We start from the raw sequence: 21,953 nt of genomic DNA on the forward strand, positions 1-21,953 counted from the left end.
GGGTCCCCGCAGAACCGGCGCGGGTAGAAGCTCACGACGCACGCAGACGTACGGCGAGTGCGGCGATGTCGTCGTCGAGGCGCCCCCTGCTGTAGCGGAGGAGGTCGCGGTGCAGCGCGGTGAGCAGTTCGCGCGGCGGCGTCGGGGGCTGGCGGCCCATCCAGGCCGCCAGCGGGAAGAACTCGCCGTCGCGGGCGCGGGCTTCGGCGATCCCGTCGGTGTACAGGAGCAGCAGGTCGTCGACGGCGAACTCGAAGGTGTCCACGGAGTACTGATCACCGATCAGCTCGGCGAGGCTGAGCAGCGGCGAGGGGCTGACCGAGTCCAGGACGCGCAGGCCCGTACGGCTCGAGAGGAGCGGCGGCGGGTGCCCGCAGTTGAGGATGCTGATGCGGCTGCCCTCGTGCGGAATCTCGACGAGGAGGGCCGTGGCGAAGCGCTCCATCGGCCCCTCGGGGGGAAACCCGGCGTTGTAGCGGGTGCTGCTCGCGTCCATTCTCCGTGCCACCTCGACCAGGCCGGTCTCCCCGTAGGCCGCTTCCCGGAAGGCGTTGACGATGGCGGCGGCCGCCCCCACGGCCGGCAGGCCCTTGCCCCGCACGTCCCCGATGAGGAGCCTCACCCCGTGGGGCGTGTCGACCACCTCGTAGAAGTCCCCGCCGATGCGCGCCTCGGCCGCGGCCGCGAGGTACAGCGACTCGATCTCGATGGTGCCGATGCGATGCGGCAGGGGGCTCAGCACCACCTGCTGCGCGGCCTCGGCGACGAGCCGTACCTGGAAGAGCGTACGTTCCCGCTCCAGCCGGGCATGGCTCCCGTACGCGGCCGCGACGGTGACCGCGATGATCCCCGCCGCCGTCCACCAGGTCCCCAGGTCGGGGAAGACGAGGCTGAGGCCGATCATCAGGAGCAGGCAGACCGTCCCGAGCAGGACGGTCGGCAGGACCGGCCACATGGCGGCGGCGAGCGCCGGCGCCGCCGGGAGGAGGCGGCTGAAGGCCATCTCCGGCGGGGTGGCGTAGGCCAGGCCGGCGATGACGACGGTCAGGACGACCGGCGACAGCCGCACAAGTCTTCCCGGGTCGGGGCGCCGACGAAGCCGCGGCCGTCCGGACTCGATCACATCACCCAGACTATCCGCGCATAACGGGTAAAGCGCTCTGGCCGGTGAGGGGGCCCGCAAACCCGTTGGCGGAGCGGGGTGAGCGCTGCTACCTTTCCGGAAGCCGTGCAAGAGACCGAGGAGGTGGTACCCGTGAACGCAGTAACGACATGGGTGCTCCCCTCCGGGGTCACGGTCGGGCGATAGGCAGGTCGTCCGGGAGCGCCGTTCCAGTGCACTCCCGAAAGGCACGACCATGCATTTCACTTCCGAGCAGCGCCTCGACGACGGCGTCCTCGAACGCACGTTCACCCTCGGCGACGTTCCCGGCATCCTCTGGACGCCCGCTTCCGCGCCCGCGCCGACACCCCTGATCCTCCTCGGCACCCCTCCCCTCGGGCTGAGCGCGATGCGCCCGCGGCTGGTGGAACGGGCCCGGCAGTCCGCCGCGGACGGCTTCGCCTCGGCCGCGCTCGAACTCCCCGGAAGCGGGGACCGGCCCCGGCTGCCCGTCGTCGATCAGGCCCGGGCCGACCTGAGGCGGGCCCTCCAGGCCGGTGAGCCGGTCGGTGACGAGATCGTCGACGCCCTCGTCCTCCCCCTGGTCGACGAGGCGGTCCCGGAATTGCGGGCCGCCCTGGACGCCCTCCTGTCGCTGCCCGGGATCGACGGTCCGGTCGGGTACTCGGGCGGCGTGATCTCCATCGGCATCCGGCTGGCGGCGGTCGAGCCGCGCATCGCGGCCGCCACGCTCTTCGCCGGCAGCTTCGTGCCCCGCAGCTCCTTCGAGGAGGCCGGGCGGGTCACCGTCCCGCTGCACGTCCTGCTCCAGTGGGACGACGAGGGGAACGACCGGCAGGCGGCCCTGGACCTGTTCGACGCCTTCGCCTCCAAGGAGAAGACCCTGCACGCCAACATGGGCGGCCACACCGGCGTCCCCCGGTACGCCGGAGACGCCGCGGCCCAGTTCTTCGCCCGGCACCTGAAGTGACCCCGCGGGCCCCTGCCGCACCCCGGCAGGGGCCCGCACCCCACCGGTCCACCGGAAGCCGCGCAGCCGGTCGCCCCGCAACGGGCCTGTGGCGTAGCGTCCTTGGAGGCTGCCGCGTGAGCGCGGGGGCCTTGGCGGGCAGGCCGGCGGAGGGCGAGAGAGTGCGTTTGCGTGATGTGCAGTCGGGCGATGTCGAGGCCTACGTGCGGATGCGGTGCGATCCGGCCATGATGGCCGACCTCGGGGGCCCGCTTCCCGCGGAGGGGATGGCGGAGAAGGTCGCGCGCGATGTCGGGAGCGCCGCCGGGGGAAGCCAGTGGATCAAGATGATCCTCCCCGACGGGAACGACCCGGCGGTCGTGGCGGGGACCGTGACCCTGTGGTCGCACGAGGAAGGCGGCCGGCTGATCACCGAGATCGGCTGGATGGTGCTGCCCGCCTTCCAGGGGCGGGGCCTGGGCAAGCGGGCCGTCCGCACGCTGCTCGAACTGGCCCGGGGAGTGGACCGCTGGGGAGAGGTGCACGCGTTCCCCGCGACGACCAACGGCCCGTCGAACGGCATCTGCCGGTCGCTCGGCTTCCGGCTCCTGGGCGAAGAGGACGTCACCTTCGCCGACCGCGTCCTGCGCACCCACCACTGGGTCATCGACCCCCGCACCGAGCTGACGTGACACCCCGGCCGGGGGGCGGGCAGGTCGCCCCCCGGACGCCGGGCCAGGGGGTCACTCCCCCGGCCGCACCGGGCGCAGGCGGGAGGCGGCGTGCTCCTGGCCGGTCGTGCCCTCGCGGATGGCGCTCGCCCGGTCCATCGCGCTCCAGCCCGTACCGCTTTCCGCGTTGACCTCGTCGCGCGGGTCGCGCATGCCGTAGTGGCCGAACAGCTGCTGTTCCTCCGCCACGGAGAGCACGCTGCCGCAGTCCAGCGCCGCACAGGGCGCCTGCTCGATCATCGCCACCGGGTACGGGACCACCACGACCCCGTCCTCCAGCTCGGCCCGGCGCAGCGGAACGAACACCCCGCCCAGGCCCGAGGCCGGGTCGGTGATCCGGGCCCACTCGGGCCTCCCGGTGGTGTCGTCCACCAGGAGGTACTCCACGCGGCCCACGTGCTGGCCCTGGTCCGTCCGCATCGTGTAGCCGGTCAGGGACGAGAGCTGTTCCTGAGTGATCACTGCTGCTCCTTGCCTCGCTGTCGAGCATTCCGTCATGCCCCGGCTACCCGCCCGAGCCGACGGGAAGCACCCGGGCCGCCCGCGAACGACGGCCGCCCCCGGCCGGAGGTTCCGGCCGGGGGCGGCTGTGGTCACAGGGAAGCGGGTGGGCTCACAGACCGCCCACGGTGTACGTGTCGTAAAGGTCCAGGAGGTCCTCCTCGGCGTCGAGCCAGACGCCGGGCGGCATCCGGCACACCAGCGCCGTCAGGCGGAGCAGGGCGTTCAGCCCCGGCAGCCGGTCCTGGCCGGGCACCGGCTCGGCCCCGGGCCACTCCGCGGCGAGCGCCCGCAGGCACTCCCGCCGGGCCCGCACCGCGTCCGTGTCCGGCCGGTCGTCGCTCACGTGCCACGCGCGGAGGACCGGCACCGGCCGGCACGCGGCGACCAGGCTCCGGCGCAGCTCCGGGTCCGCGTCCTGCCACGAGGCGGGGAGGGGCAGGCCGGCCTTCCGCAGGCCGACCCCTCCGCGGGCCAACGGCGAGGGCGACGGCGGCTGTCGAGCGTCACAGACCGGTCACAGTGCCCACACAGCGGCTCCACTCCGCCGAATATGGCACGATGCGCACACATCACACCACCGCCCTGTTCGCGGCCGCCGCCGCCCTGGCCCTCACCGCCTGCGGTCCGCAGAGCACGACGACCTCGAACAAGCCCGCTACTGTCCCGGGCGCGGCGACCTCGACACCCGCGGGCAGCACCCCCGCCGCCACGAAGGCCGCCGCTCTCCCGAACCTCGTCGGCAAGGGCCTGCAAACCGCCCAGGACGAGGCGCAGGCCGCCGGGTTCTACACCTTGAAGTCCCACGACGCGCTCGGCCGCGACCGCCGCCAGGCCCTCGACCGGAACTGGAAGGTGTGCTCGCAGACCCCCGCCGCCGCGGCGAGCGTCGACACCCGCACCACCGTCGACTTCGGGACGGTCAAGCTCGAAGAGACCTGCCCCGCGACCGACGCGCCGGGCCCGAAGCCCGCAGGGGACACCATGCCCAACTTCGTCGGCCGGGGCATGAAGGCGGTCCGCGGCGCCCTGCCCTCCAACGCGAGCATCACCGTGAAGGACGCGGTGCAGAGCCGCGTGGTGCTCCAGGAGTCGAACTGGAAGGTGTGCACGCAGGACCCCAAGCCCGGCGCCGCCCTGACCGGCCGGCCCGTGTCCTTCACGGTCGCCAAGATCGAAGAGACCTGCCCCTGATCTATGGCCTCGGCGCGCCGGTCGCCGGTCGCCGGTCGCCGGCCGACCCGGACCGGAACGGGCCGGCCTGTCCGTTCCGGTCCGGGATCTTCGGCCACGCGCCGGAAGGAACCGAAGTACCGAACGCCCGCGGACGGACTGAGGAAGACCCCCTGAGGGTGCTGATCGCGGGCGGCGCCGGTTTCTGGCGGGCACCGACCGACCACCCCACCCGCGACGGGTCCGGCATCCGCGACTGCATCCACGTCTGGGACCTCGCCGCCGCCCACGTCAAGGCCGTCCGGAACTTCGACGCCATCACCCGCGACGAGCCGTACCGCGTGATCAACCTCGGCACCGGCCGCGGCACCACCGTCCGCGAACTCGTCACCGCCTTCGAAGCGGTGACCGGTACCCCCCTCCCCACCACGGAGACCGCCCGCCGCCCCGGCGACACGGCCGGCGCCTTCGCGCGCGTCGCCCTCGCCGGCGAACTCCTCGGTTGGAAGGCCGAACACACCCTGGAAGACGGCATCCGCGACTCCCTGCTCTGGTACGCACGGCGCGACAGCGCCCTCGGCACGACGGACTGACCCCGACGGCCCGGCCACGAACGCCATCGGCCCGTCCCGGCGCCGCCGTGATGACCCGCCCATGTCCGGAGATACGCTCACTGACCTGCACACCGATCCGAGGGGGCGGGCGAGTTGACCGCTGTGGTGCTCGTTCACGGCCTGTACCACCGTCCGGAGCACTTCGACGCGGTCGCGGAGCGCCTGCGGGCCGCGGGGATCGAAACTGTCGTGCCCGAGCTGCACCGCGGCTCGTTGCGCGCTGACACAGCCGCCGTTCAGGCCGCCGTCGACACACTGCCGGAGCCTCCGATCATCCTCGGTCATTCCTACGGAGGGTCGGTGATCACGGGGGTGCGGGGCGCGGGGCACCTCGTCTACCTGGCGGCCTTCGTGCCGGACGCCGGTGAGAGCGCGGCCGGTCTGGGCGGCGCGTCCCCGCAGCTGCGGGACGCGATCGTCGCCGGGCCCGACGGTGCGACCAGCCTCCACCCCGAACGGGCCGCCCGCGCCCTCTACGACGACTGCCCCGAACCCCTGGCCGCGCAGGCCATCGGCCTCCTGCGTACGCAAGCCCCCGGCTGCGGGCGGGGAGTCCCGGAGCACCACGGCTGGAAGCACACCCCCTCGACGTACGTCGTCTGCGCACAGGACCGCGCCGTCGACCCGGGCCTCCAGCAACGGATGGCCGCGCGCTGCACCGAAACGCGCGAGTGGCACACCGGCCACTCTCCATTCGTAGGGCGACCGGACCTCATCGTGGAACTCCTACGGGAACTGCGGGCGACCCCTGCTCGGCCCAGGCCCCCGCGCAGCCGCCCTGGTGACTCCCCCGTCCCGCCCACGGGAAACGGACAGTCCACCCTCCATGTCATATAAGGAGATTTAGTGAACCACCCAACCACTACCGTCAGATGATCATCTCTCCGGTCGAGTCCGTCACCGCCCCGAAGTGACGGATCGCGACCGAGGAGGTCCGCATCCCCATGAGGCTGCCCCGAAAACGCCGCGCGGCTCGAACCGCCCGTACGGACGACCCCAGCAGCCCGGAGCGCAGGGAAGCGCCGGACCGCGCCCGGTCCCGCACGCGCCGAGGGATGCGCCGCGGGGCGGGCCACGGGACGAGCCACGGTACGGACCGCGAAACGGCCACGGATCGAAGAAGGAGCCGCAGGTCAGGCAGCCGTAAGGCCCGGCGCCGCCTCATCGACTTCCCCCGGCACGGCCGACGCGGCCGGCGCCGCTGGACACCCTCCTGGAGGCTGGCCTCCGGCCTCTTCCTGCTCTTCACCGGTGCCCTCGCCGGCCTCTTCACCGCCATCTACCTACAGGTCGAGATCCCGGACGCACACGATTCCGCGCGGCGGCAGGCCACCGTCTACTACTGGGCGGACGGCAGCCGGATGGTGAGCGTCGGCGAGGTGAACCGGCAGGACGTGCAGCTCTCGCAGGTGCCCGAATCCGTCCAGGCCGCCGTCATCGCGGCCGAGAACGCGGACTTCTACAGCGACTCCGGCGTTTCCGTGACGGGCATCGGCCGCGCCGCCGTCAACATCGTCAAGGGCAAGGAGACGCAGGGCGGTTCGACGATCACGCAGCAGTACGTGAAGAACACCTACCTGAGCCAGGACCAGACCGTCCAGCGAAAGATCAAGGAGCTCTTCCTCTCCCTCAAGGTCAGCAACCAGCGGCCCAAGGCGGAGATCCTGGAGGGGTACCTCAACACCTCGTGGTTCGGCCGCGACGCGTACGGCGTCCAGGCCGCCGCCTACGCGTACTACGGCATCCCCGCCAAGGACCTGGACCCCAGCCAGGGCGCCCTGCTGGCCGCTGTCCTCAAAGGCGCGGAGAGCTTCGACCCGTCCCTCGGCGCCAACAACCACAAACGCGCCGAAGACCGCTGGGCATGGATTCTCGACCGGCAGGTCGCCACGGGTTCGATGAGCGCCGGGGAACGCGCGAAGTACACGCGGTTCCCCGAGCCGAAGCCTCCCGCCAAGCCGACCAGCCAGGCCGGTCAGACCGGCTACCTGGTCGACATCGCCAACAAGTACCTCAAGAGCCGCGGCGGGATCACGGACAAGGATCTGGCGAGCGGCGGCTACGCCGTGCACACCACCTTCGAGAAGGACAAGGAAGTCGCGCTCACCAAGGCCGTCGAGCAGGTGCGCGCGGAGCGGCTCGACCCGAAGAAGCGCGCGGAGGACCAATTCGTGCAGGTCGGCGCCGCCTCGATACGCCCCAAGGACGGAGCGGTCGTCGCCGTCTACGGGGGCTCGGACGCGATCGAGCACTTCACCAACAACGCGGACACGTCCGGCGTCCCCGCGGCCTCCGCGTTCAAACCCTTCGTGTTCGCCGCCGCCCTGGAGGCGGAGTCCGTCGGCGGCGAACGCTCCGCCGACGGCGAGGGCCCGGCCCCCCGCAAACCCGGGGCGATCCGGCCGAGCGGGCCGGGGACGGCAGCTGCAGAGCTCCACAAGGCCCTGGTGAGCTCCGACCATACGCCGTTCGTGGAGGCCGGGAAGAAGATCGGGCTGAAGGCCGTCAAGGAGCTCGCGGTCGCGTCGGGGCTGCGCGAGGACAGCATGGCCAAGCTGGAGCCGACCTTCTCCATCGGCACCTCCACCCCCAGCGCCGTGCGGCTGGCCAGCGCCTACACAACCTTCGTCAACCAGGGCCGGGCCACCGAGCCCTACTCGGTGACCAGGGTCGAGCGGCACGGCGTGGCGGTGGACGGCCTGGGCGCGGCGAAGCCGCGCCGGGCGATGAGTTCCGATGCGGCCTCGATCGTCGGCTCCGCCCTCCGCGAAGTGGGCTGGGGCGTCGTCGGACCGCCGAAGGACCAGCGGACCTACGTCCCGTTCATGGCGGGCGGAACCGGTCCGAACGACCGCATGAACTCGGCCTGGTTCATCGGCGCGACGACGGAACTGAGCACCTCGGTCGTCATGTTCCGTACGAAGCCCGACGTGCCGCAGCTGCTCCCCATGCAGGGAGTGGGCGGCCCGGATTCCGCGCGGGGCAGCGCCTTCCCTCCGCTGATCTGGAAGGCGTACACCGACGTGGCCGCGCCCGCGCCACCGCCCCAGGCGGGGAGCGGCCCCCGGATCGGCCCGTGACGCTCGCGCGGCTCACTCCTCCGGCTGCTCACCGGGCTCCTCACCCGGACCACCCTCCGCCCCGGTGATCACGAACGCGCCGCCCGCCCACCGCACTCTCACCTCGCGCACCCCGCCGGGCCCCTCCTGAGCGGCCTTCCACAGCCGGAGCCGGCCGAGCCGGCTCCAGCCGGTGGTGCGCCAGTGGCCGTGGGAATCGATCCCCAGCGTGAGGGCGAACAGCTCGGTCCGCAGCTCGGCAGCGCCCGTGGCGGGGCGGTGGGCGAGCCGGTTGTACGTCCGGATCCAGTCCTGCTGCAGTCGGACCAAGTCCTCGGGGAAGGCATGTACGGGTCGCGCCGCACCCTCGTCGGGGCTCACGCGGCAGCGGCCCACCCACGGGCGCGCGCCTGCCGTCGCAGCTCCGCCCAGGTACCGCGCGAACCACCGGGCGCGGTCCAGTGCGGATGTGCATGAAGCCGACAGGAGAGGACGACCAGGCGCCGCCGAAGCACGGTCGTACCGACCCCGGAGGGCGCCTGGGCCAAGGCGTCGTACGCATCGAGCCACGAGCCCTGGAGGGCCACCAGGTCATCGGGGAAGCGGAACAGTTCCATCCACCCAGTAAAACATGTGTTCGAATTCCCTGGCGAGGCGGACGTGCGACTCCGACCTACGTAGCGGTGCACGACGCGGTGTCCGCTGGTGCAGCCGAGGGTGAGCACCTCATCAGGCGGTCCGGGCAGATGATCTCGGCGCCGGGGTGGTCGTGGAGCCATGCGGCGACCGTGCCGGTGCGCTCAATGGCGGCGCCTGACCGGCTCTCCGAGCAGGTCGGTCAGCTCCGCCTCGACGGCGGCGAGCAGTGCCGGTCCCCAGACGGTCAGTGTCTGTTCCCAGGGGTGCCCGAAGGTGCCCAGGCGCAGGTCATGCGTGAGATGTAGGTAGTAGTCGCCGTTGGGGTACGTGCCCTTGCCGGGCCGGGGTGGCCGTCCGGGGAAGTCGGTGCGGCGGGGGTCGTAGCGGTATCCGTCGTGCTGCCAGTCCAGCCAGTACACGCCCGGCTTGAAGTCGAAGTCCGTGTAGAAGCGGTCCCACAACGGGCCGTCGTCGCGAAGCCAGTCGAGGAATTGTGCGGGACGCGTCTTCTCGCGGGCGCCCGGCGGGCTCCATGGTACGAGCGGACGGTGGCGGCCTCGCTGAACCCTGCCTCCAGGAGCCGCGCACGCAGAGGCCCATCGGCCTCCGCGAGGAGGGCCCTGCCCGACCAGAACCTGCGCCATCCGTCCGTACAGGCCGTGACGAAATCCGCGTCGTCCCGGGTCAGACCGCCCACGAGGGCGAAGGTACTGCGTCCTTCGGCGTGCACCCAGGCGACGGCGACCTTCCACGCCCGCTCGGCCTGATCCCGTACGCCGTACAGGTTGCACACCCCCTGCCGGGGCGGCTCCGCCGGACGGTCGGCCGCTTCTGCGGGCGGGGTACCGCGCTCCTCATCGGGCAGGGGCCCGGCGAGTCATGCCCGTACACCTTCCACTCCACCGGCTCACCGCGTTCCGCGAACGCCTCCTGCTGGACGCGCACCAGCCCGGCGATGTCCGTCCCGGGCACGAGGGGGGGAGTGCTCGACGGTGCCATGCGTCCCGTAGTGCCGGCGCACGACCGGCCCCTCGGCATCGGCCACCACCCCGACCGGGTGCCACTCAGGCACCCGGCCCCGCAGCCTGTTCCACTCCGCCCACCGCTCGCACAGCTCCATGATCGGAGCTTAAGCGGGCCGAAAGGCACTCCAGCGACCGGACTCTGGACAGCGGTATCGGGGCAAAACTCCACGGGCGCCACGGCCGGCCCCTCGCACGCTCAGGCCCTTGTATCCGGTACCTGGGTACAGGTTTACCGTCGGAGCTGTCCCCGCCGTGCGGGACGCGACGACGGGAGTGAGCGCGATGAGTGATCTTGCGTGGGTGCCGCAGTCCTGCATCCTGCCCACCGAGGAGCGGCCCCTGCGGGTCGCCGAGTGGGACGCGCTGTTCTCCGACCGACTGACCTCGCTGTCGAGACCGCAGCCCCTCCACCTGCGCCTTGACCTGGCCGACGGGCCGGGCGTCGAGGACCGGGTCCGCGACCTGGTGGAGCGCGAGAGCGGATGCTGCTCGTTCTTCACCTTCACCCTTACCGCCGACCGCGACCTGATCCGGCTGGACATCTCCGTGGACCAGGCCCACGAGCCGGTCCTGAACGCCCTCGCCGCCCGGACCGCGGTCACCGGGGGACAGCGGTGAGCACGGGTCTGCGCACCGGGCAGGTCGCCGAGGCCGCCGGGGTGAACGTCCAGACGCTGCGCTACTACGAGCGCCGCGGCCTGCTGGCCGAGCCGGAACGCAGCAACGGCGGCCACCGCATGTACGGAGAGGAGGCGGTGACCGCGCTGCGGGTGATCAAGGCCGCGCAGCGGCTCGGGTTCACCCTGGAAGAGGTCGCCGAGCTGCTGGAAACGGGTCGCCACCGGCACGGCTGCCCCGTCGCCGGGCTCCAGGACCGCGCCGCCGCCAAACTCGCCGAGGTCGACGCGAAGAACGCCGATCTCACCACTCTCCGCACCGCCCTGGCCACCGCTGTCGCAGCGGGTTGCGACGACTTGACCGCCTGCGCGTCCAGCAGTTGCTGCCCCGTCCCCTTCACCGACCTCGCCGAGGAGAACCGCCATGCCGGACCCTGCTGCTGACCCCCGCCCCGCACGTGCCCCGAAGGTGCTCGGTGGCCTGGCCGCCCTGGCCTGCGTGGCGTGCTGCGCCCTGCCGGTCCTGATCACGGCCGGGGTCGTCGGCGCCGGTGCGGGGGCGGTGACGGGCCGGCTTCCCGCCCTCGCCGTCGTTCTGGCCGTGCTCGCGGCCGGAACCTGGTGGCTCGGCCGGCGCCGCCGCTCCCGCTCCTGCGCGCCGAAGACCGCAGGTGAGGACGGGTGCGGCTGCAAGGGTCCGGCCGAGCCCATGAAGATCGCCAGTGGGAGCCACCGGTAGGGGCGGCCGGTATGAGCGCCGCTCGTTCCGCGCCTCACGTACGTGCCGTAGGGCACCGGGCCCCTTCCTGGCGCCCGGCGCCGGCCAAACACCACGCCCGGGCTGGCTTCCCGATGGAGAAGTCGAGCCCTGCATCCTGAGGTGACCTCGGTGGCCCGCGTCCTGACGGGACGGGCGTTGATCAGCGGGTAGGGAAGGAGGCCGGAGCCAGATCCCGAGCTGTATCCACCCGGCCAAGAAAGACTCGGCGGTGACCCGGCGGGCTTCGTGGGCCAGCAGAGGGAGATCCACAAAGGACGAGGTGCCCTCGGCAGTCGCCACCGTGCCGCCGATGACCAGTCAGTTGCCGTCGTAACGGTTGCCGCGAGCCGGGGCGAATTGATGTCGCGGCGGGCGAAAGCCCGACACTGTTTGCGCGGTCACTCAAGAGCATTGCCGCAGGATCTCCTGGCCCTCTTGGCGGTGAACGGGGCCAGGAGTTGGGAGCGGACGGCCTGCGGGCGCTCACGGTCGGATGGTGGCGCGGGTGGTGATCCGGCCCGCCGCTTCGAGGCGGGACAGGCGGTCGGACTCTCCGTCGGCCCAGCGTCGGACGCGGTCGGGTTCCAGCGGGGCTCCGTGGCCGACGTGGAGTCTGGTGGGGTTGAGGGCGAGCATCTCGCGGAGGCTGGTGAGGTTGCGCTGCGGGTCGTCGTGGAAGGGCGGATTGGCCGGTCGGCCCGGGATGAGGCCCATGAAGGAGTTCGCCACCAGGTCACCGGCGACCAGATCCCCGTCATCGGTGAGGACGGAGACCGACCCGGCGGTGTGTCCGGGCGTGGGCATGATGCGGGCCGCCATGCCGAAGTCCTCCAGGGATGTTTCGCCGCGGATGAGGACGTCCGGGTCGAGGGGTTCTGCTTGGACGTGCAGGTCCTTGCTCCGGTTCATGATGCGTCCCATGGGGCCGGTGGGCAGGTACGGTTCGCGGACGCGGCCGCTGCGGTACGGTCCGAGGTCCGCGACGTGGCCGGCGACCGGGGCGCCCGTGAGGCGGTGCAATTCGGCCGCGGAGCCGAAGTGGTCGATGTGCCCGTGCGTGATGACGATCAGCGAGACGTCCCGGGGGTCCACTCCGTGCGCGGTGACGCGGTCGTAGATCTTCTGACCGCTGCCGGGTGTCCCGGCGTCGACGATCACCGGCCGTCGGCCCAGGAGCAGGTAGGCGTTGATGGCCGTTCGGCCCATGACCGGGATGGGGATGACCTTCGTACGGGACATGGCGTCCTCCATGAGGTGAGTGACGGATGCGGCCCTCGCGGGCGTGCCGGAAATCCGCCGGGCGACCGGCGGCCGGGGCGGGTGTGCAGGTGGCTAGTGCTGTGGCCGGAAAGGTTTGGCGGGTCGCGGTGTTCGGTGCGGTGCGTCGCAAGGCGGAGGGCCGCGACTCGTGCTGGACGTACCGTCGTGGCCCGACAACGCCGGGGGCACCTCCCAGCGATAGCTGGGGGAGAGGTGCCGTGCCGGGCGCCGTGACGCGGTGAACCTTTCCGGTCACAGCACTAGCGGAAGCGGCGCCGGTATTCGGCGGGAGTGGTGCCCAGGCGGCGTTGGAAGGAGCGGTGCAGCGTCTCCACCGAGCCGAGACCGCTGGCGGCGGCGATCTCCGGCAGGCTGCCGTCGCTCTCCTCCAGCAGTCGGCGGGCCGCTTCGAGGCGGGCGGATTCCACGTAGGCGGCCGGCGTGCCGTCGGTGCGGAGCCGGAACAGCCGGGAGAAGTGGCGCACGCTGAGGTGCGTCCGTGCGGCCAGGGCTTCCGTGGAGAGGTCGTCGGTGAGGTGGTCGGCGATCCACACGCGCAGCTCGTCGATCCGGTCGCCCGACGCGGCCGGGGCGGACAGCGGGACGCTGAACTGGCTCTGCCCGCCGGAACGTTTGACGTACATGACCATCATCCGCGCGGTGGACAGGGCGAGTGCCTGGCCGTGGTCCTCGGCGACCATCGCCAGCGCCATGTCGAGCCCGGAGGTGACACCGGCGCAGGTCCACACGCTCCCGGACCGGATGAAAATGGGGTCCGGATCCACGGTGACCCGCGGATGGTCGGCGGCCAGCCGGGCGGCGGTGAGCCAGTGGGTCGTGGCGGACCGGCCGTCCAGCAGACCCGCCGCGGCCAGCAGGTGCGCTCCTGCGCAGATCGACCCGGTCCGGCGCGTCGGCGGCGCCGCATCGCGCAGCCAGGCGGTGACCGCACCGTCGATCACGGGCTCCACCCGGTCGCCGACCATGTTGACTGCACCGGCCACGAGCAGCGTGTCGACCCCGCCGCGCACCTCGTCGAGTGCCAGGTCCGCCATCAGCCGTACGCCGCTGGAGGTGGCCACCGGGCCACCGTCGGCCGTGGCGATCCGTACGAGGTACCCGCGGCGGTCGGGGCCGGCGACCCGCGTGGCGACCGAGAACACCTCGGCCGGGCCGGTGACGTCGAGGAGTTCGGCACCGGCGAAGGCCACGATGACGACCGTGTGCGGGAGGGGTAGGGGCATGCTCTGATCATTTCGGCCGACCGTGATGGCCGCAATGACGAGGTTCTGTCAGATTCGGCCACGGCCCGCCGTGCGATGGATCCGTCGGACACCGCTGCCGTCGGCTTTCTGGGGCCGACCGCACGCGCGCCGCCGGGCCCGGCTCCGCCCGGACTACCCCGCGGGCCGCGTCCCCTCGGCGGCCGCGCCGGCGGCGGCCCGGCGGTGCCTGATGTTGACGGCGGCAGCCTTGGCCAGGGCCAGCGGGTTCAGGAAGCGCTGCGGACTGATCACGCGGGTGCCGAACAGGTACATGTGCCGTGCCATCGCCTCGTCGCGCGCCGCCGCCGAGAACATCAGCCGTTCCCCGGGGTTGAAGGGGCGGGATCTGGCGTAGTCGGCGGCCAGGGCCTGATGGCCGCGCAGCCGGCGCCGGTGCCTGCGGGCGTACGCGGTGAGCGACCGGTCGAGGTGGGCGACGTCGGCGGGGCCGACGGGGCCCGCCACCGCGGGATCGCCCACCACCGCGGGAGCGACCGCCTCCGCCAGCCATCGGGCGGACTCCAGGGCCCATCCGCAGCCCACTCCCCACAAGGGGTCGCCGGTGAGGGCGGCGTCCCCGATCAGCGCCACGCCCGGCGCCGTCGGCCTGCGGCTGACGAGCGGGTAGTCGACAGTCCCGATGATCTTGCTGACCCGCTCGGCGGAGTCGATGGGCGGCGCCTGCGGAAGCGCGCGGACGAAGGCGAGGAAGCTGCCCTCCAGGTCTTCCCGGAAGGCCGGCAGCCACTGCTTGTCGGGCAGCACCGCGAGGACCGTGACACCGTCGTCGTTCGGGAACGCGTACGCCATGTCCGGTTCCAGGAACCAGGTCTGGCCGATCCCACCGGCCAGCGGAAGCCCGCGGAAGTGCGCGAGGTAGCCGAACCGGCCGTTCTCGTGCAGCCGGGTGGGGACCCCGGCGAGCTTCGCCACGGCCGAGTCCCTGCCGTCCGCGCCGACCACGAGGCGGGCCCGGATATCGCGCTCGCCCACCCCCGTCGACGCACGCACCCCTACGGTCCGCCCGGCTTCCCGGAGCAGAGCGGTCACCCGGTGGCCGAGGAGCAGGTCCACGCCCGGGGTGCCGGCCGCCCGGGACCTGACGAGCGGGTCGAGGACGCTGCGGCGGATGTTGTAGCCGTACGGCAGCGCGGGGCCCGCCGCCGCGGCCTTCGGCTCGATCCAGCCCCAACGCGTGTACCAACGCGCCTCGTTGCGGACGGCTCCCGCCTTCTCCAGGTCGGGTACGAGGCCGAGCTCGGCCAGCACCGGATGGGCGTTGGCCGTCAGCGAGTGGGTGCACAGCACCTTGTACGCGTCCGGGTCCGAGCGGCGTTCCAGGAGTGCGACGCGGGCGCCGCGTCGGGCGAGCAGGATCGCCGCGGCGCTGCCGGCCAGGCCGGCTCCGCTGATGACGACGTCGTAGTCGGGTCCCGCACCGTCCGGGCTGGTCATGTGCTGGTGGCCCCCTTCGGGGTCCGTGCCGTCGGCGGGTGGCGCGGGTGCGGCCACCCGGGGAGGGCGAAGTGGCGAAGTGTCAGGGGCATGGCGAACTGTAGTACCTCCGAACCGCTTACTGAATACCCGTCAGTGATGCGCCATGCGCTGCACGTTGGGGAAGTCCGCGCGGACTGCACACGCACGGAGGCGCCCCTTCGGCATGCTCGGTCTCGGGCATGCCCGGATGGCCGGCGCACGACACCGCGCAGCCGTCCCCGCCATGACCTCGCCGGTAATGGCCCGGCCCGGGACACCGGGCGAGGATGGTGCCACGCCCCCACAACCGCCTCGCGAAGGGACCTCCGTCATGCCGTACTTCGAGTCCACGGCCGATCATGCCCGCCTCCACTTCGTCGACTACGGTCCGGCGAGCGGCCCGGCCATCGTCTTCGTCAACAGCTCCTACTTCAGCAGCGAGATGTGGGAGTACCAGATGCTGACGCTGGCGGCCGAGGGGTTCCGGTGCGTCGGCTTCGACCGCAGGGGACACGGCAGGTCGGAGGACGTCTGGGGCGGCTTCGACCTCGATACGCTGGCCGGGGACCTGGGCGCCCTGCTCGACCACCTGGACCTGCTCGGCGTCACGTTGGTGGGGCACTCGTTCGGCAGCGTCGAGGTCGTCCGCCACCTGACCCTCGCGGGCGGCCGACGGGTGGCCCGGGCGGTTCTCGTCAGCGGGGTCGCACCGGGCCCGGCCCGGTCCGCGGACCACCCGGAGGGCCTGGACCCGGAGCTCATCCGCGCGTTCAACGAGACCTTCCGGCAGGACCGCGCGCAGTTCTTCACCGACGGGGCGGACGCCTTCTTCGCCCGCGGGCTTCCGGGCCCCGCGGTCTCGGACGCGTACGTGGCGCACATGGTGGACCTCTGCCAGGGGGCGACGGCACGGGCCGGGACGGCCCTCAACGACCTGCTGGTCACGCTGAACCTCGCACCGGAGATGGCGAAGATCGACTGCCCGGTCCTGGTCGTGCACGGATCGGCCGATGCCTCCGCCCCTATCGAGCTCACGGGCCGCCGCGCAGCCGCGCTGATCCCGGGCGCGACGCTCCACGTGTACGAGAACGCGGGCCACGGACTGTTCGCGACGCATGCGGAGCGCCTCAATGACGACCTGCGCACCTTCGCCCGTACGTGAGCAGCCCCGGGCACCTCGCAGGTCAGCCGGCCTGTTCCCCGCACGCGGGGGTGAGGGCGGCCCGAGGGTGGTGGACCGCCTCGGCCGCGGTATGGGCGGAGGCGAAGGTGAACGCGCGGGGGGACGGCCCGTGCGCCCGTAGCTCCGCCAGCCGTTCCAGGGCCTCATCGACGGTCGGGCGATGGCCGGCCGGGACCCACCAGAGCACCAGGTGCGCCTCGACGTGCCGTTCGAACCACGCACGCCGCCCCTGCATCGCCTCCAGGTGCCCGCTGCGGTAGACGAAGTCCCACAGCGCTTCCCTGGTCTCCCACACCGACAGTGTGACGATGACGTTCTCCCCGGCGGGGCGCATGCCGGTGGCGTCGGCCGCGCCCTCCTCGACGAGACGCCACACGAAGCCGGGAGCGCCGTCGGCGGCGCTGTTGACCGGGTCGAGCATCTCGACGAACGGCGCGATGCGCGGGTCGTCGAGGGGGAACCGGAGTGTGGCGACGTTGAGTTGAGCGAGGTGGGCCGGCTGCGGGGACGCTGATGCGGTCATGGCCTCATCCCAGCACGGCCTCCATTTCTATGTCAATGTTCATTGTTGATAGAAGCTTGGAGCACCACGCAGCACTCCCCCGGCCGGGCGTCCATGCGCGCCCGCACCGGGCCGTCCACGCCGATCAGTCCCTCCAGCAGAGCGAGGTTCATGCCGCAGACGAGGGGCGGGAAGCGCTCGGCAACGGCATGGAAAGGGCAGTTGCGCATGCGGACGACGGGGGCGGCCGGGGAGACCGGGGAAGGCGTCCCCACCTCGTCGGCCACCGCCCCGTCCCCCGCCGCCTCATCGGGGTCACTACTTCCCGCCCGCTCCAGGTGGGGTTCGTAGCCGCGCGAGGCCAGCACCTCCATGGCCTCTTCGAGCCCCGCGCAAGGCGCCGCCGCACCGCGCAGGGCCTCGCCCCTCCGCCGCGCGGCCGCGCGCAGCCCGGCGTCGAGCCCGGCCTCCTCCGCCGCCTCGGCGAGCAGTTCGGCGGCGGTGCGGTAGTCGCGGGCGGGCAGTGACACCGACCGCTCGGTCCGCGCCCGCGTGTACACCTTGGCGGGGCGGCCCGCCCCGGGCCCCGTACGCCCGGTCAGGCGGCGGGAGCCGCTGTCGAGCAGCCCGGCCTCGGCCAGCCTGTCCAGATGGTGCGCGGCGAGCGTGCGGGCCACCCCCGCCGCCTCGGCGGCCTCGTTGCGGCCGACCTCCCGGCCCTGCGCGGCGACGTACTCGTACAGGCGGCGGCGTACCGGGTCCTGCAACGCCGCGATCGCTTCGATGTCCTCCATCCGGCCATTCTAGAAACAACGCGGATTGGAGATAGAGCCGCTGCCGTACGACTGGCTGGCTGCCCGATCCCCCGGTCGGGCCGACCCCAACGACCCCGGTCCGAAACCCAGTTCGTCAGCAGAACGGCGCCCGACCCACGTCCGGGTGGTCCTTGTCCCCACAGGGGCGTTCTGGCGGCTCCCGCAGGTTCGCGGCCGCGAGAGTTGCGCCATGATCATGGATCCCAAGGGCGACTCCGGTACCCCCGACGCCCCCGGCGACACCGCCCCCTCCCCCTCCCGTCAGCCCTCCCGCCGTACGGTCATCGCCGGCGCGGCCGCCGTCGCCACCGCCGCGGGAGTGACCGTCGCCGCCACCTCCGCCGGGACCTCGCAGGCCGCCCCCGCCGGCGCCGCGGTCACCGACTGGGGCACCTGCCTCACGATCGCCCGGGCCGTCCTCGTACGGGACGAGCACGACCAGCCGCTCGTGCCGCGCTACGCCGACATCCTGCTCAAGAACGGCCTGCCCCGCTCCCGCCGCCCCGCCAAGAAGGTGCTGGTCGTCGGCGCCGGGCCGGCCGGCCTCACCGCCGCCCACCTCCTGCGCGAAGCCGGCCACCAGGTCACTGTCATCGAGGCCAACGCCAACCGGGTGGGCGGCCGGATCAAGACCTTCCGCTCCGGCGGCCACGAGAAGGCGGCCCAGCCCTTCGCCGACCCGAAGCAGTACGCCGAGGCCGGCGCGATGCGCATCCCCGACAGCCACCCCCTGGTGACGGGGCTGATGGACGGCCTCGGCCTCAAGCGCCGGCGCTTCTACCTGGTGGACGTCGACGGGGCCGGCCGCCCCGCCTACCGGACGTGGATCTACGTCAACGGCATCCGCGTCCGCCGCGCCGACTACGCACGCGCTCCGCAAGCGCTCAACCGCTCCTTCGGCGTGCCGAAGGCCTACGAATCCCGCCCCGCCGCGCAGATCGTCCGCGACGCGTTCGCCCCCGTACGCAAGGAGATCGAGGGCAAGCAGGACAAGGAACTCGTCGAGGGCTGGGCGCGCGTCATCCAGCGCTACGGCCACATGTCGATGTATCGATTCCTGACGGAGGAGGCCAGGCTCGACGAGCGGACCATCGACCTGATCGGAACCGTCGAGAACCTGACCTCCCGCCTGCACCTCGCCTTCGTCCACAGCTTCATCGGCGCCTCGCTGATCAGCCCCGACACCGCCTTCTACGAACTGCCGGGCGGCACCGCCACGCTGGCCGACGCCATGTACGCCCGCGTCAAGGACCTCGTACGGCTGGACCGCCGGGCCACCCGCATCACGCACGGCGCCGGGGAGGTCTCCGTCGAGACCGTCTCCGAGGGCCGGGACGGCAGCCCCGTGCGGCGCGAGACCTTCACCGCCGACTCGGCCGTCATCACCGTCCCCTTCTCCGGGCTGCGCCACATCCCCATCGCCCCCGCCCTCTCGTACGGCAAGCGGCGCGCGGTCACCGAGCTGCACTACGACGCCGCCACCAAGGTGCTGCTCGAATTCAGCCGCCGCTGGTGGGAGTTCGACGAGGCGGACTGGAAGCGCGAGCTGGAGGAGGTGCGGCCCGGCCTGTACCGGCGGTACCAGACCGGCCAGACCCCGGCGGACGGCACCCTGCTGGGCGCCCACCCCTCCGTACCCGGGGGCCACATCTCCGCGGGCCAGCGCGCCCACTACGCGGCCTGCCGCGTGGTCACGCGCGACCAGCCCGAGGCGGCCGGCGTGGTCGGCGGCGGATCGGCGACCGACAACCCGAACCGCTTCATGTTCCAGCCCTCCTACCCCGTCGACGGCAGCCCCGGCGGCGTCATCCTCGCCTCCTACAGCTGGTCGGACGACGCCCTGAAATGGGACTCCCTGGACGACGAGGAGCGCTACCCGCGCGCGCTGGCCGGGGTCCAGGAGGTGTTCGGGCAGCGCATCGAGGTGTTCTACACCGGCGTCGGGCGCACCCAGTCCTGGATGCGCGACCCGTACGCCTACGGCGAGGCGTCCGTCCTCCTGCCGGGCCAGCACACCGAGCTGTTCCCGCACGTCCGACGGGCCGAGGGCAACCTGCACTTCGCCGGATGCCACACCTCGATCAAGCCCGCGTGGATCGAGGGCGCCCTGGAGTCGGCGGTGCGGGCCGCACTGGAAGTGCACACGGCGTAGGCGCGCCACGGCGGCGCGGTCGGCATGCGGCGGGTCCGATCGGCCTCCGGCGGGTACGTCAGCTCTCGGCGAGCACGATCACCCAGTCGCCGTCGGCGAACCGGACCCGCCGCCGCTTGTCGGGGTTGATCCGCACCCCGAAGTCGGGACCGGTGGCGCTCTCCGCGCGCAGCCGGTAGCCGACCGCGCATTCCCGGCGCCGCCGCGCCGACTCGACGACGGTGGCGAAGGAGACCTCGCGGCCGGCCCGGACGTAGTCCGTGGCCGGCTTCAGGTGGAACTCGTGGCCCTCGGCGGTGAACAACTCCTCGAAGACCGCGGCGAGATACGGGCTCTCCGAGATCTGGGTCATCAGCAGGCTGATCAGCCGGCCGCTCACGACGAAGTCGTTGCCGCCCCGCCCCGGCGCGAGGAGCCGGTTGCCGTCATCGGCCATCTCGGTGGTCAGGACGAGATCCCGCCCTGCGGCGTCCCCGATGGCCCGCAGGTGCAGCAGGGCGACCAGCGTCCTGTCGTCGGCCCGCGCCTCCGGATCGGGCAGCGGAGCGAGCGGCGGGGCCTGGGGCGCGGCGAGGGGCGCGCCGGTCGGGTCCGCGGCGGAGCCGCAGCCCGAGGGCGAACCGCAGCCCGCGACCGCGGGCTCCGTCTCACCGATCACGATCACGCCGTCGTACGACGGCACGTCCAGCTTGGCCAGGGTGAGCGGGTCGGTGATGTCGCCGTCGTGGACGCGGACGTCGAGTCGGGACCGCGCCGCCGCGGCCGCCCTGGCTCCGTACGCGGCCGCGTACGGGCCGAGGGCCACGACGTCCAGGGTGGTTCCCGGGCTCACGTACTGGTCGAGTTGCTCGATGACGAGCGGCGCGCGGCGGTTCCAGCCGAGCAGGAGGAGCCGCTCCCCCTGAACGGCCCCGGCGCCGGGCCCGGTTCCCGTCCCGGGCTCCGGCGCCACGATCGCGCCTTCCTCTACGTGGGAGGCGACGTCCGCCCGTACGGCCGTGTCGTCGTCCCGGGAGATGACGATGATCCGATCGGCCGGGCCGACCGCCGTTTCCGGTGCGGGGTTGAGGGTGACCCTCCCGTCGCCGTGCAGCAGGCCGACCGCCGAAGACGTGGCGAACGAGAGCAGCGCCTCCCCGAACGTCCGGCCCACCAGGTCCTCGGCGGTGACCGGGTAGAACTCGTCCCCCGCGAAGTCCAGCAACTCCGAGTAGACGAGCGAGAGGCCGGGCTGCCGGGCCGTCGAGACGAGGATCCGGGCCACGATGTCGTCGACGCACAGGACGTGTCCCGCGGGGCCGGCGGCCAGTCGGGCGGTCACGTGATGACGGGAGTCGCGGACGGCGGCGACCACCACGGGCCCCTCGTCGGACCCGGTGACGGACCCGGTGGCGGACCCGGACACGGCCGCGTCGAGGGCGAGCAGCGTCTTCACCACGTGACCGTCACCGGCGTCCCCGGTGGGCGGCAGCACCAGCACCGCCTTCGCGGTGCCGGGACTCACCCGGGCGAGTTCGGTGGGGTTGGTGGTGCTCCCGTTGCGGCAGATGATCCGCGTCCTTCCCGGGTCGCCGACCCGGGTGGAGATCTCGTCCTCCATCCACGCCTTGTCCTGCGGGGCGAGCACGGCGATGGCGGACCGGCGCTGGTTGGCGTTGGCGGCCACCAGCTCCGCGATCACGGGAAAGACCTGGTCGGACCATCCCAGTACGACGGTGTGCCGCGTCTCCAGCACGGTGGAGTGGCCCATGCGCAGCGACATGACGCGCCGGTTGATGCCCGTGGTGATCAGGCTGACCAGCGTCGACACGAAGAGCAGCGCCACGAGCGCGAGCGACACGGAGGCCAGGACGTAGAGCGGGGAGCCGACCGCGCCCCCGATCTTCAGCGTCTGCCCGACGCTGACCCACACCGCGGTGAGCCGTCCCGACAGCGTGGCGGGCGCGGCCCGGTCGGACCAGACGAGGACCATGCTCGCCGGAACGACGACTGCCAGGCAGGCCAGGGCGAGCCAGCCGATGAGCGCGGTGGTTCCCCCGGAGAACAGATGGTCGAAGCGGTACCGGAGCCGCAGCCTGAGTGTCGTCGTGCGCTGCTGTGCCACACCAG

23 protein-coding genes are annotated in these 21,953 nt (G+C 72.5%); 11 read left to right on the forward strand and 12 right to left on the reverse strand.

Annotated features, from left to right (window positions below):
* Positions 1-31 precede the first annotated feature (31 nt).
* The gene (locus AC0693_RS15695) at positions 32-1,069 is read right to left on the reverse strand and encodes a PP2C family protein-serine/threonine phosphatase (protein ID WP_356414947.1); all 1,038 of its coding nucleotides are present in this window, start codon (positions 1,067-1,069) and stop codon (positions 32-34) included.
* 289 nt (positions 1,070-1,358) lie between these two features.
* Here AC0693_RS15695 and AC0693_RS15700 point away from each other — a divergent pair, with 289 nt between their 5' ends.
* Both AC0693_RS15700 and AC0693_RS15705 read left to right on the forward strand, forming a co-directional pair.
* On the forward strand, positions 1,359-2,093 hold the full coding sequence (locus tag AC0693_RS15700) for a dienelactone hydrolase family protein (RefSeq protein ID WP_469319703.1): 735 nt from the start codon (positions 1,359-1,361) through the stop codon (positions 2,091-2,093).
* Between the two features lie 161 nt (positions 2,094-2,254).
* Positions 2,255-2,764: a GNAT family N-acetyltransferase gene (locus AC0693_RS15705; protein ID WP_478802100.1), complete on the forward strand. Its 510-nt coding sequence runs from the start codon at positions 2,255-2,257 to the stop codon at positions 2,762-2,764.
* Positions 2,765-2,815: 51 nt separating this feature from the next.
* Here the strand turns inward: AC0693_RS15705 and AC0693_RS15710 are convergent, their stop codons facing one another.
* Together AC0693_RS15710 and AC0693_RS15715 are read right to left on the reverse strand one after the other, a co-directional pair.
* Positions 2,816-3,265 carry a PRC-barrel domain-containing protein gene (locus AC0693_RS15710; protein ID WP_478740004.1) on the reverse strand — a complete coding sequence of 150 codons (450 nt, stop codon included), beginning with the start codon at positions 3,263-3,265 and terminating at the stop codon, positions 2,816-2,818.
* A 151-nt stretch (positions 3,266-3,416) separates the two neighbouring features.
* Positions 3,417-3,782, reverse strand: a complete 366-nt coding sequence (locus AC0693_RS15715; RefSeq protein ID WP_478802101.1) for a hypothetical protein — start codon at positions 3,780-3,782, stop codon at positions 3,417-3,419.
* Positions 3,783-3,865: 83 nt separating this feature from the next.
* Between AC0693_RS15715 and AC0693_RS15720 the strand changes: the two genes are divergently transcribed.
* From AC0693_RS15720 to AC0693_RS15735, 4 genes are all read left to right on the forward strand, one after another.
* Complete coding sequence (locus tag AC0693_RS15720; protein WP_478802102.1) at positions 3,866-4,498, forward strand: hypothetical protein; 633 nt, start codon at positions 3,866-3,868, stop codon at positions 4,496-4,498.
* Between the two features lie 158 nt (positions 4,499-4,656).
* The gene (locus AC0693_RS15725) at positions 4,657-5,070 is read left to right on the forward strand and encodes a hypothetical protein (protein WP_478802103.1); all 414 of its coding nucleotides are present in this window, start codon (positions 4,657-4,659) and stop codon (positions 5,068-5,070) included.
* 114 nt (positions 5,071-5,184) lie between these two features.
* Positions 5,185-5,928, forward strand: coding sequence for an alpha/beta fold hydrolase (locus AC0693_RS15730; RefSeq protein WP_478802104.1), 744 nt, complete (start codon positions 5,185-5,187; stop codon positions 5,926-5,928).
* A 107-nt stretch (positions 5,929-6,035) separates the two neighbouring features.
* The gene (locus AC0693_RS15735) at positions 6,036-8,171 is read left to right on the forward strand and encodes a transglycosylase domain-containing protein (RefSeq protein WP_478802105.1); all 2,136 of its coding nucleotides are present in this window, start codon (positions 6,036-6,038) and stop codon (positions 8,169-8,171) included.
* 12 nt (positions 8,172-8,183) lie between these two features.
* Here AC0693_RS15735 and AC0693_RS15740 read toward each other — a convergent pair whose 3' ends face one another.
* From AC0693_RS15740 to AC0693_RS15750, 3 genes are all read right to left on the reverse strand, one after another.
* Complete coding sequence (locus AC0693_RS15740; RefSeq protein ID WP_478802106.1) at positions 8,184-8,531, reverse strand: hypothetical protein; 348 nt, start codon at positions 8,529-8,531, stop codon at positions 8,184-8,186.
* Entirely contained in the window at positions 8,528-8,767 is a 240-nt protein-coding gene (locus AC0693_RS15745; protein WP_469319710.1) for a hypothetical protein, read from the reverse strand. The genes AC0693_RS15740 and AC0693_RS15745 overlap by 4 nt, the downstream gene beginning before the upstream one ends.
* Positions 8,768-8,950: 183 nt before the next feature.
* Positions 8,951-9,250, reverse strand: a complete 300-nt coding sequence (locus AC0693_RS15750; RefSeq protein WP_478802107.1) for a DUF2716 domain-containing protein — start codon at positions 9,248-9,250, stop codon at positions 8,951-8,953.
* 846 nt (positions 9,251-10,096) lie between these two features.
* Between AC0693_RS15750 and AC0693_RS15755 the strand changes: the two genes are divergently transcribed.
* The 3 genes from AC0693_RS15755 to AC0693_RS15765 are packed head-to-tail and all read left to right on the forward strand — an operon-like array spanning position 10,097 to position 11,170.
* Entirely contained in the window at positions 10,097-10,432 is a 336-nt protein-coding gene (locus AC0693_RS15755) for a hypothetical protein (RefSeq protein ID WP_478802108.1), read from the forward strand.
* A complete protein-coding gene (locus AC0693_RS15760) occupies positions 10,429-10,875 on the forward strand; it encodes a MerR family transcriptional regulator (protein WP_478802109.1) in 447 nt (148 codons plus the stop codon). Before AC0693_RS15755 ends, AC0693_RS15760 begins: the two co-directional genes overlap by 4 nt.
* On the forward strand, positions 10,856-11,170 hold the full coding sequence (locus AC0693_RS15765) for a hypothetical protein (protein ID WP_478802110.1): 315 nt from the start codon (positions 10,856-10,858) through the stop codon (positions 11,168-11,170). Before AC0693_RS15760 ends, AC0693_RS15765 begins: the two co-directional genes overlap by 20 nt.
* A gap of 504 nt (positions 11,171-11,674) precedes the next feature.
* Here the strand turns inward: AC0693_RS15765 and AC0693_RS15770 are convergent.
* From AC0693_RS15770 to AC0693_RS15780, 3 genes are all read right to left on the reverse strand, one after another.
* Entirely contained in the window at positions 11,675-12,430 is a 756-nt protein-coding gene (locus tag AC0693_RS15770; protein WP_478802111.1) for an MBL fold metallo-hydrolase, read from the reverse strand.
* Between the two features lie 281 nt (positions 12,431-12,711).
* Positions 12,712-13,695, reverse strand: a complete 984-nt coding sequence (locus AC0693_RS15775; protein ID WP_478739984.1) for a GlxA family transcriptional regulator — start codon at positions 13,693-13,695, stop codon at positions 12,712-12,714.
* Positions 13,696-13,848: 153 nt separating this feature from the next.
* The gene (locus AC0693_RS15780; protein WP_478802112.1) at positions 13,849-15,171 is read right to left on the reverse strand and encodes an NAD(P)/FAD-dependent oxidoreductase; all 1,323 of its coding nucleotides are present in this window, start codon (positions 15,169-15,171) and stop codon (positions 13,849-13,851) included.
* Positions 15,172-15,523: 352 nt separating this feature from the next.
* On the opposite strand from AC0693_RS15780, the gene AC0693_RS15785 reads away from it, so the two are divergent.
* Positions 15,524-16,354, forward strand: coding sequence for an alpha/beta fold hydrolase (locus AC0693_RS15785; protein ID WP_478802113.1), 831 nt, complete (start codon positions 15,524-15,526; stop codon positions 16,352-16,354).
* A 22-nt stretch (positions 16,355-16,376) separates the two neighbouring features.
* On the opposite strand, the gene AC0693_RS15790 is transcribed toward AC0693_RS15785, so the two are convergent.
* Both AC0693_RS15790 and AC0693_RS15795 read right to left on the reverse strand, forming a co-directional pair.
* Complete coding sequence (locus AC0693_RS15790) at positions 16,377-16,898, reverse strand: DUF3291 domain-containing protein (RefSeq protein WP_478802114.1); 522 nt, start codon at positions 16,896-16,898, stop codon at positions 16,377-16,379.
* 32 nt (positions 16,899-16,930) lie between these two features.
* Entirely contained in the window at positions 16,931-17,671 is a 741-nt protein-coding gene (locus tag AC0693_RS15795) for a helix-turn-helix transcriptional regulator (RefSeq protein ID WP_478802115.1), read from the reverse strand.
* A gap of 217 nt (positions 17,672-17,888) precedes the next feature.
* Between AC0693_RS15795 and AC0693_RS15800 the strand changes: the two genes are divergently transcribed.
* The gene (locus AC0693_RS15800) at positions 17,889-19,844 is read left to right on the forward strand and encodes a flavin monoamine oxidase family protein (RefSeq protein ID WP_468471505.1); all 1,956 of its coding nucleotides are present in this window, start codon (positions 17,889-17,891) and stop codon (positions 19,842-19,844) included.
* 58 nt (positions 19,845-19,902) lie between these two features.
* Here AC0693_RS15800 and AC0693_RS15805 read toward each other — a convergent pair whose 3' ends face one another.
* Positions 19,903-21,948 carry a CASTOR/POLLUX-related putative ion channel gene (locus AC0693_RS15805; RefSeq protein WP_478802116.1) on the reverse strand — a complete coding sequence of 682 codons (2,046 nt, stop codon included), beginning with the start codon at positions 21,946-21,948 and terminating at the stop codon, positions 19,903-19,905.
* Positions 21,949-21,953 lie beyond the last annotated feature (5 nt).

This window comes from Streptomyces sp. NPDC043876, from assembly GCF_056435825.1.

Coding starts and splice junctions, on each gene's coding strand:
- AC0693_RS15795 (WP_478802115.1), bottom strand. CDS start 17,671: ATGGAGGACATCGAAGCGATCGCGGCGTTGCAGGACCCGGTACGCCGC.
- AC0693_RS15780 (WP_478802112.1), bottom strand. CDS start 15,171: ATGACCAGCCCGGACGGTGCGGGACCCGACTACGACGTCGTCATCAGC.
- AC0693_RS15700 (WP_469319703.1), top strand. CDS start 1,359: ATGCATTTCACTTCCGAGCAGCGCCTCGACGACGGCGTCCTCGAACGC.
- AC0693_RS15770 (WP_478802111.1), bottom strand. CDS start 12,430: ATGTCCCGTACGAAGGTCATCCCCATCCCGGTCATGGGCCGAACGGCC.
- AC0693_RS15755 (WP_478802108.1), top strand. CDS start 10,097: ATGAGTGATCTTGCGTGGGTGCCGCAGTCCTGCATCCTGCCCACCGAG.
- AC0693_RS15775 (WP_478739984.1), bottom strand. CDS start 13,695: ATGCCCCTACCCCTCCCGCACACGGTCGTCATCGTGGCCTTCGCCGGT.
- AC0693_RS15790 (WP_478802114.1), bottom strand. CDS start 16,898: ATGACCGCATCAGCGTCCCCGCAGCCGGCCCACCTCGCTCAACTCAAC.
- AC0693_RS15735 (WP_478802105.1), top strand. CDS start 6,036: ATGAGGCTGCCCCGAAAACGCCGCGCGGCTCGAACCGCCCGTACGGAC.
- AC0693_RS15745 (WP_469319710.1), bottom strand. CDS start 8,767: ATGGAACTGTTCCGCTTCCCCGATGACCTGGTGGCCCTCCAGGGCTCG.
- AC0693_RS15800 (WP_468471505.1), top strand. CDS start 17,889: ATGGATCCCAAGGGCGACTCCGGTACCCCCGACGCCCCCGGCGACACC.
- AC0693_RS15785 (WP_478802113.1), top strand. CDS start 15,524: ATGCCGTACTTCGAGTCCACGGCCGATCATGCCCGCCTCCACTTCGTC.
- AC0693_RS15765 (WP_478802110.1), top strand. CDS start 10,856: ATGCCGGACCCTGCTGCTGACCCCCGCCCCGCACGTGCCCCGAAGGTG.
- AC0693_RS15720 (WP_478802102.1), top strand. CDS start 3,866: ATGCGCACACATCACACCACCGCCCTGTTCGCGGCCGCCGCCGCCCTG.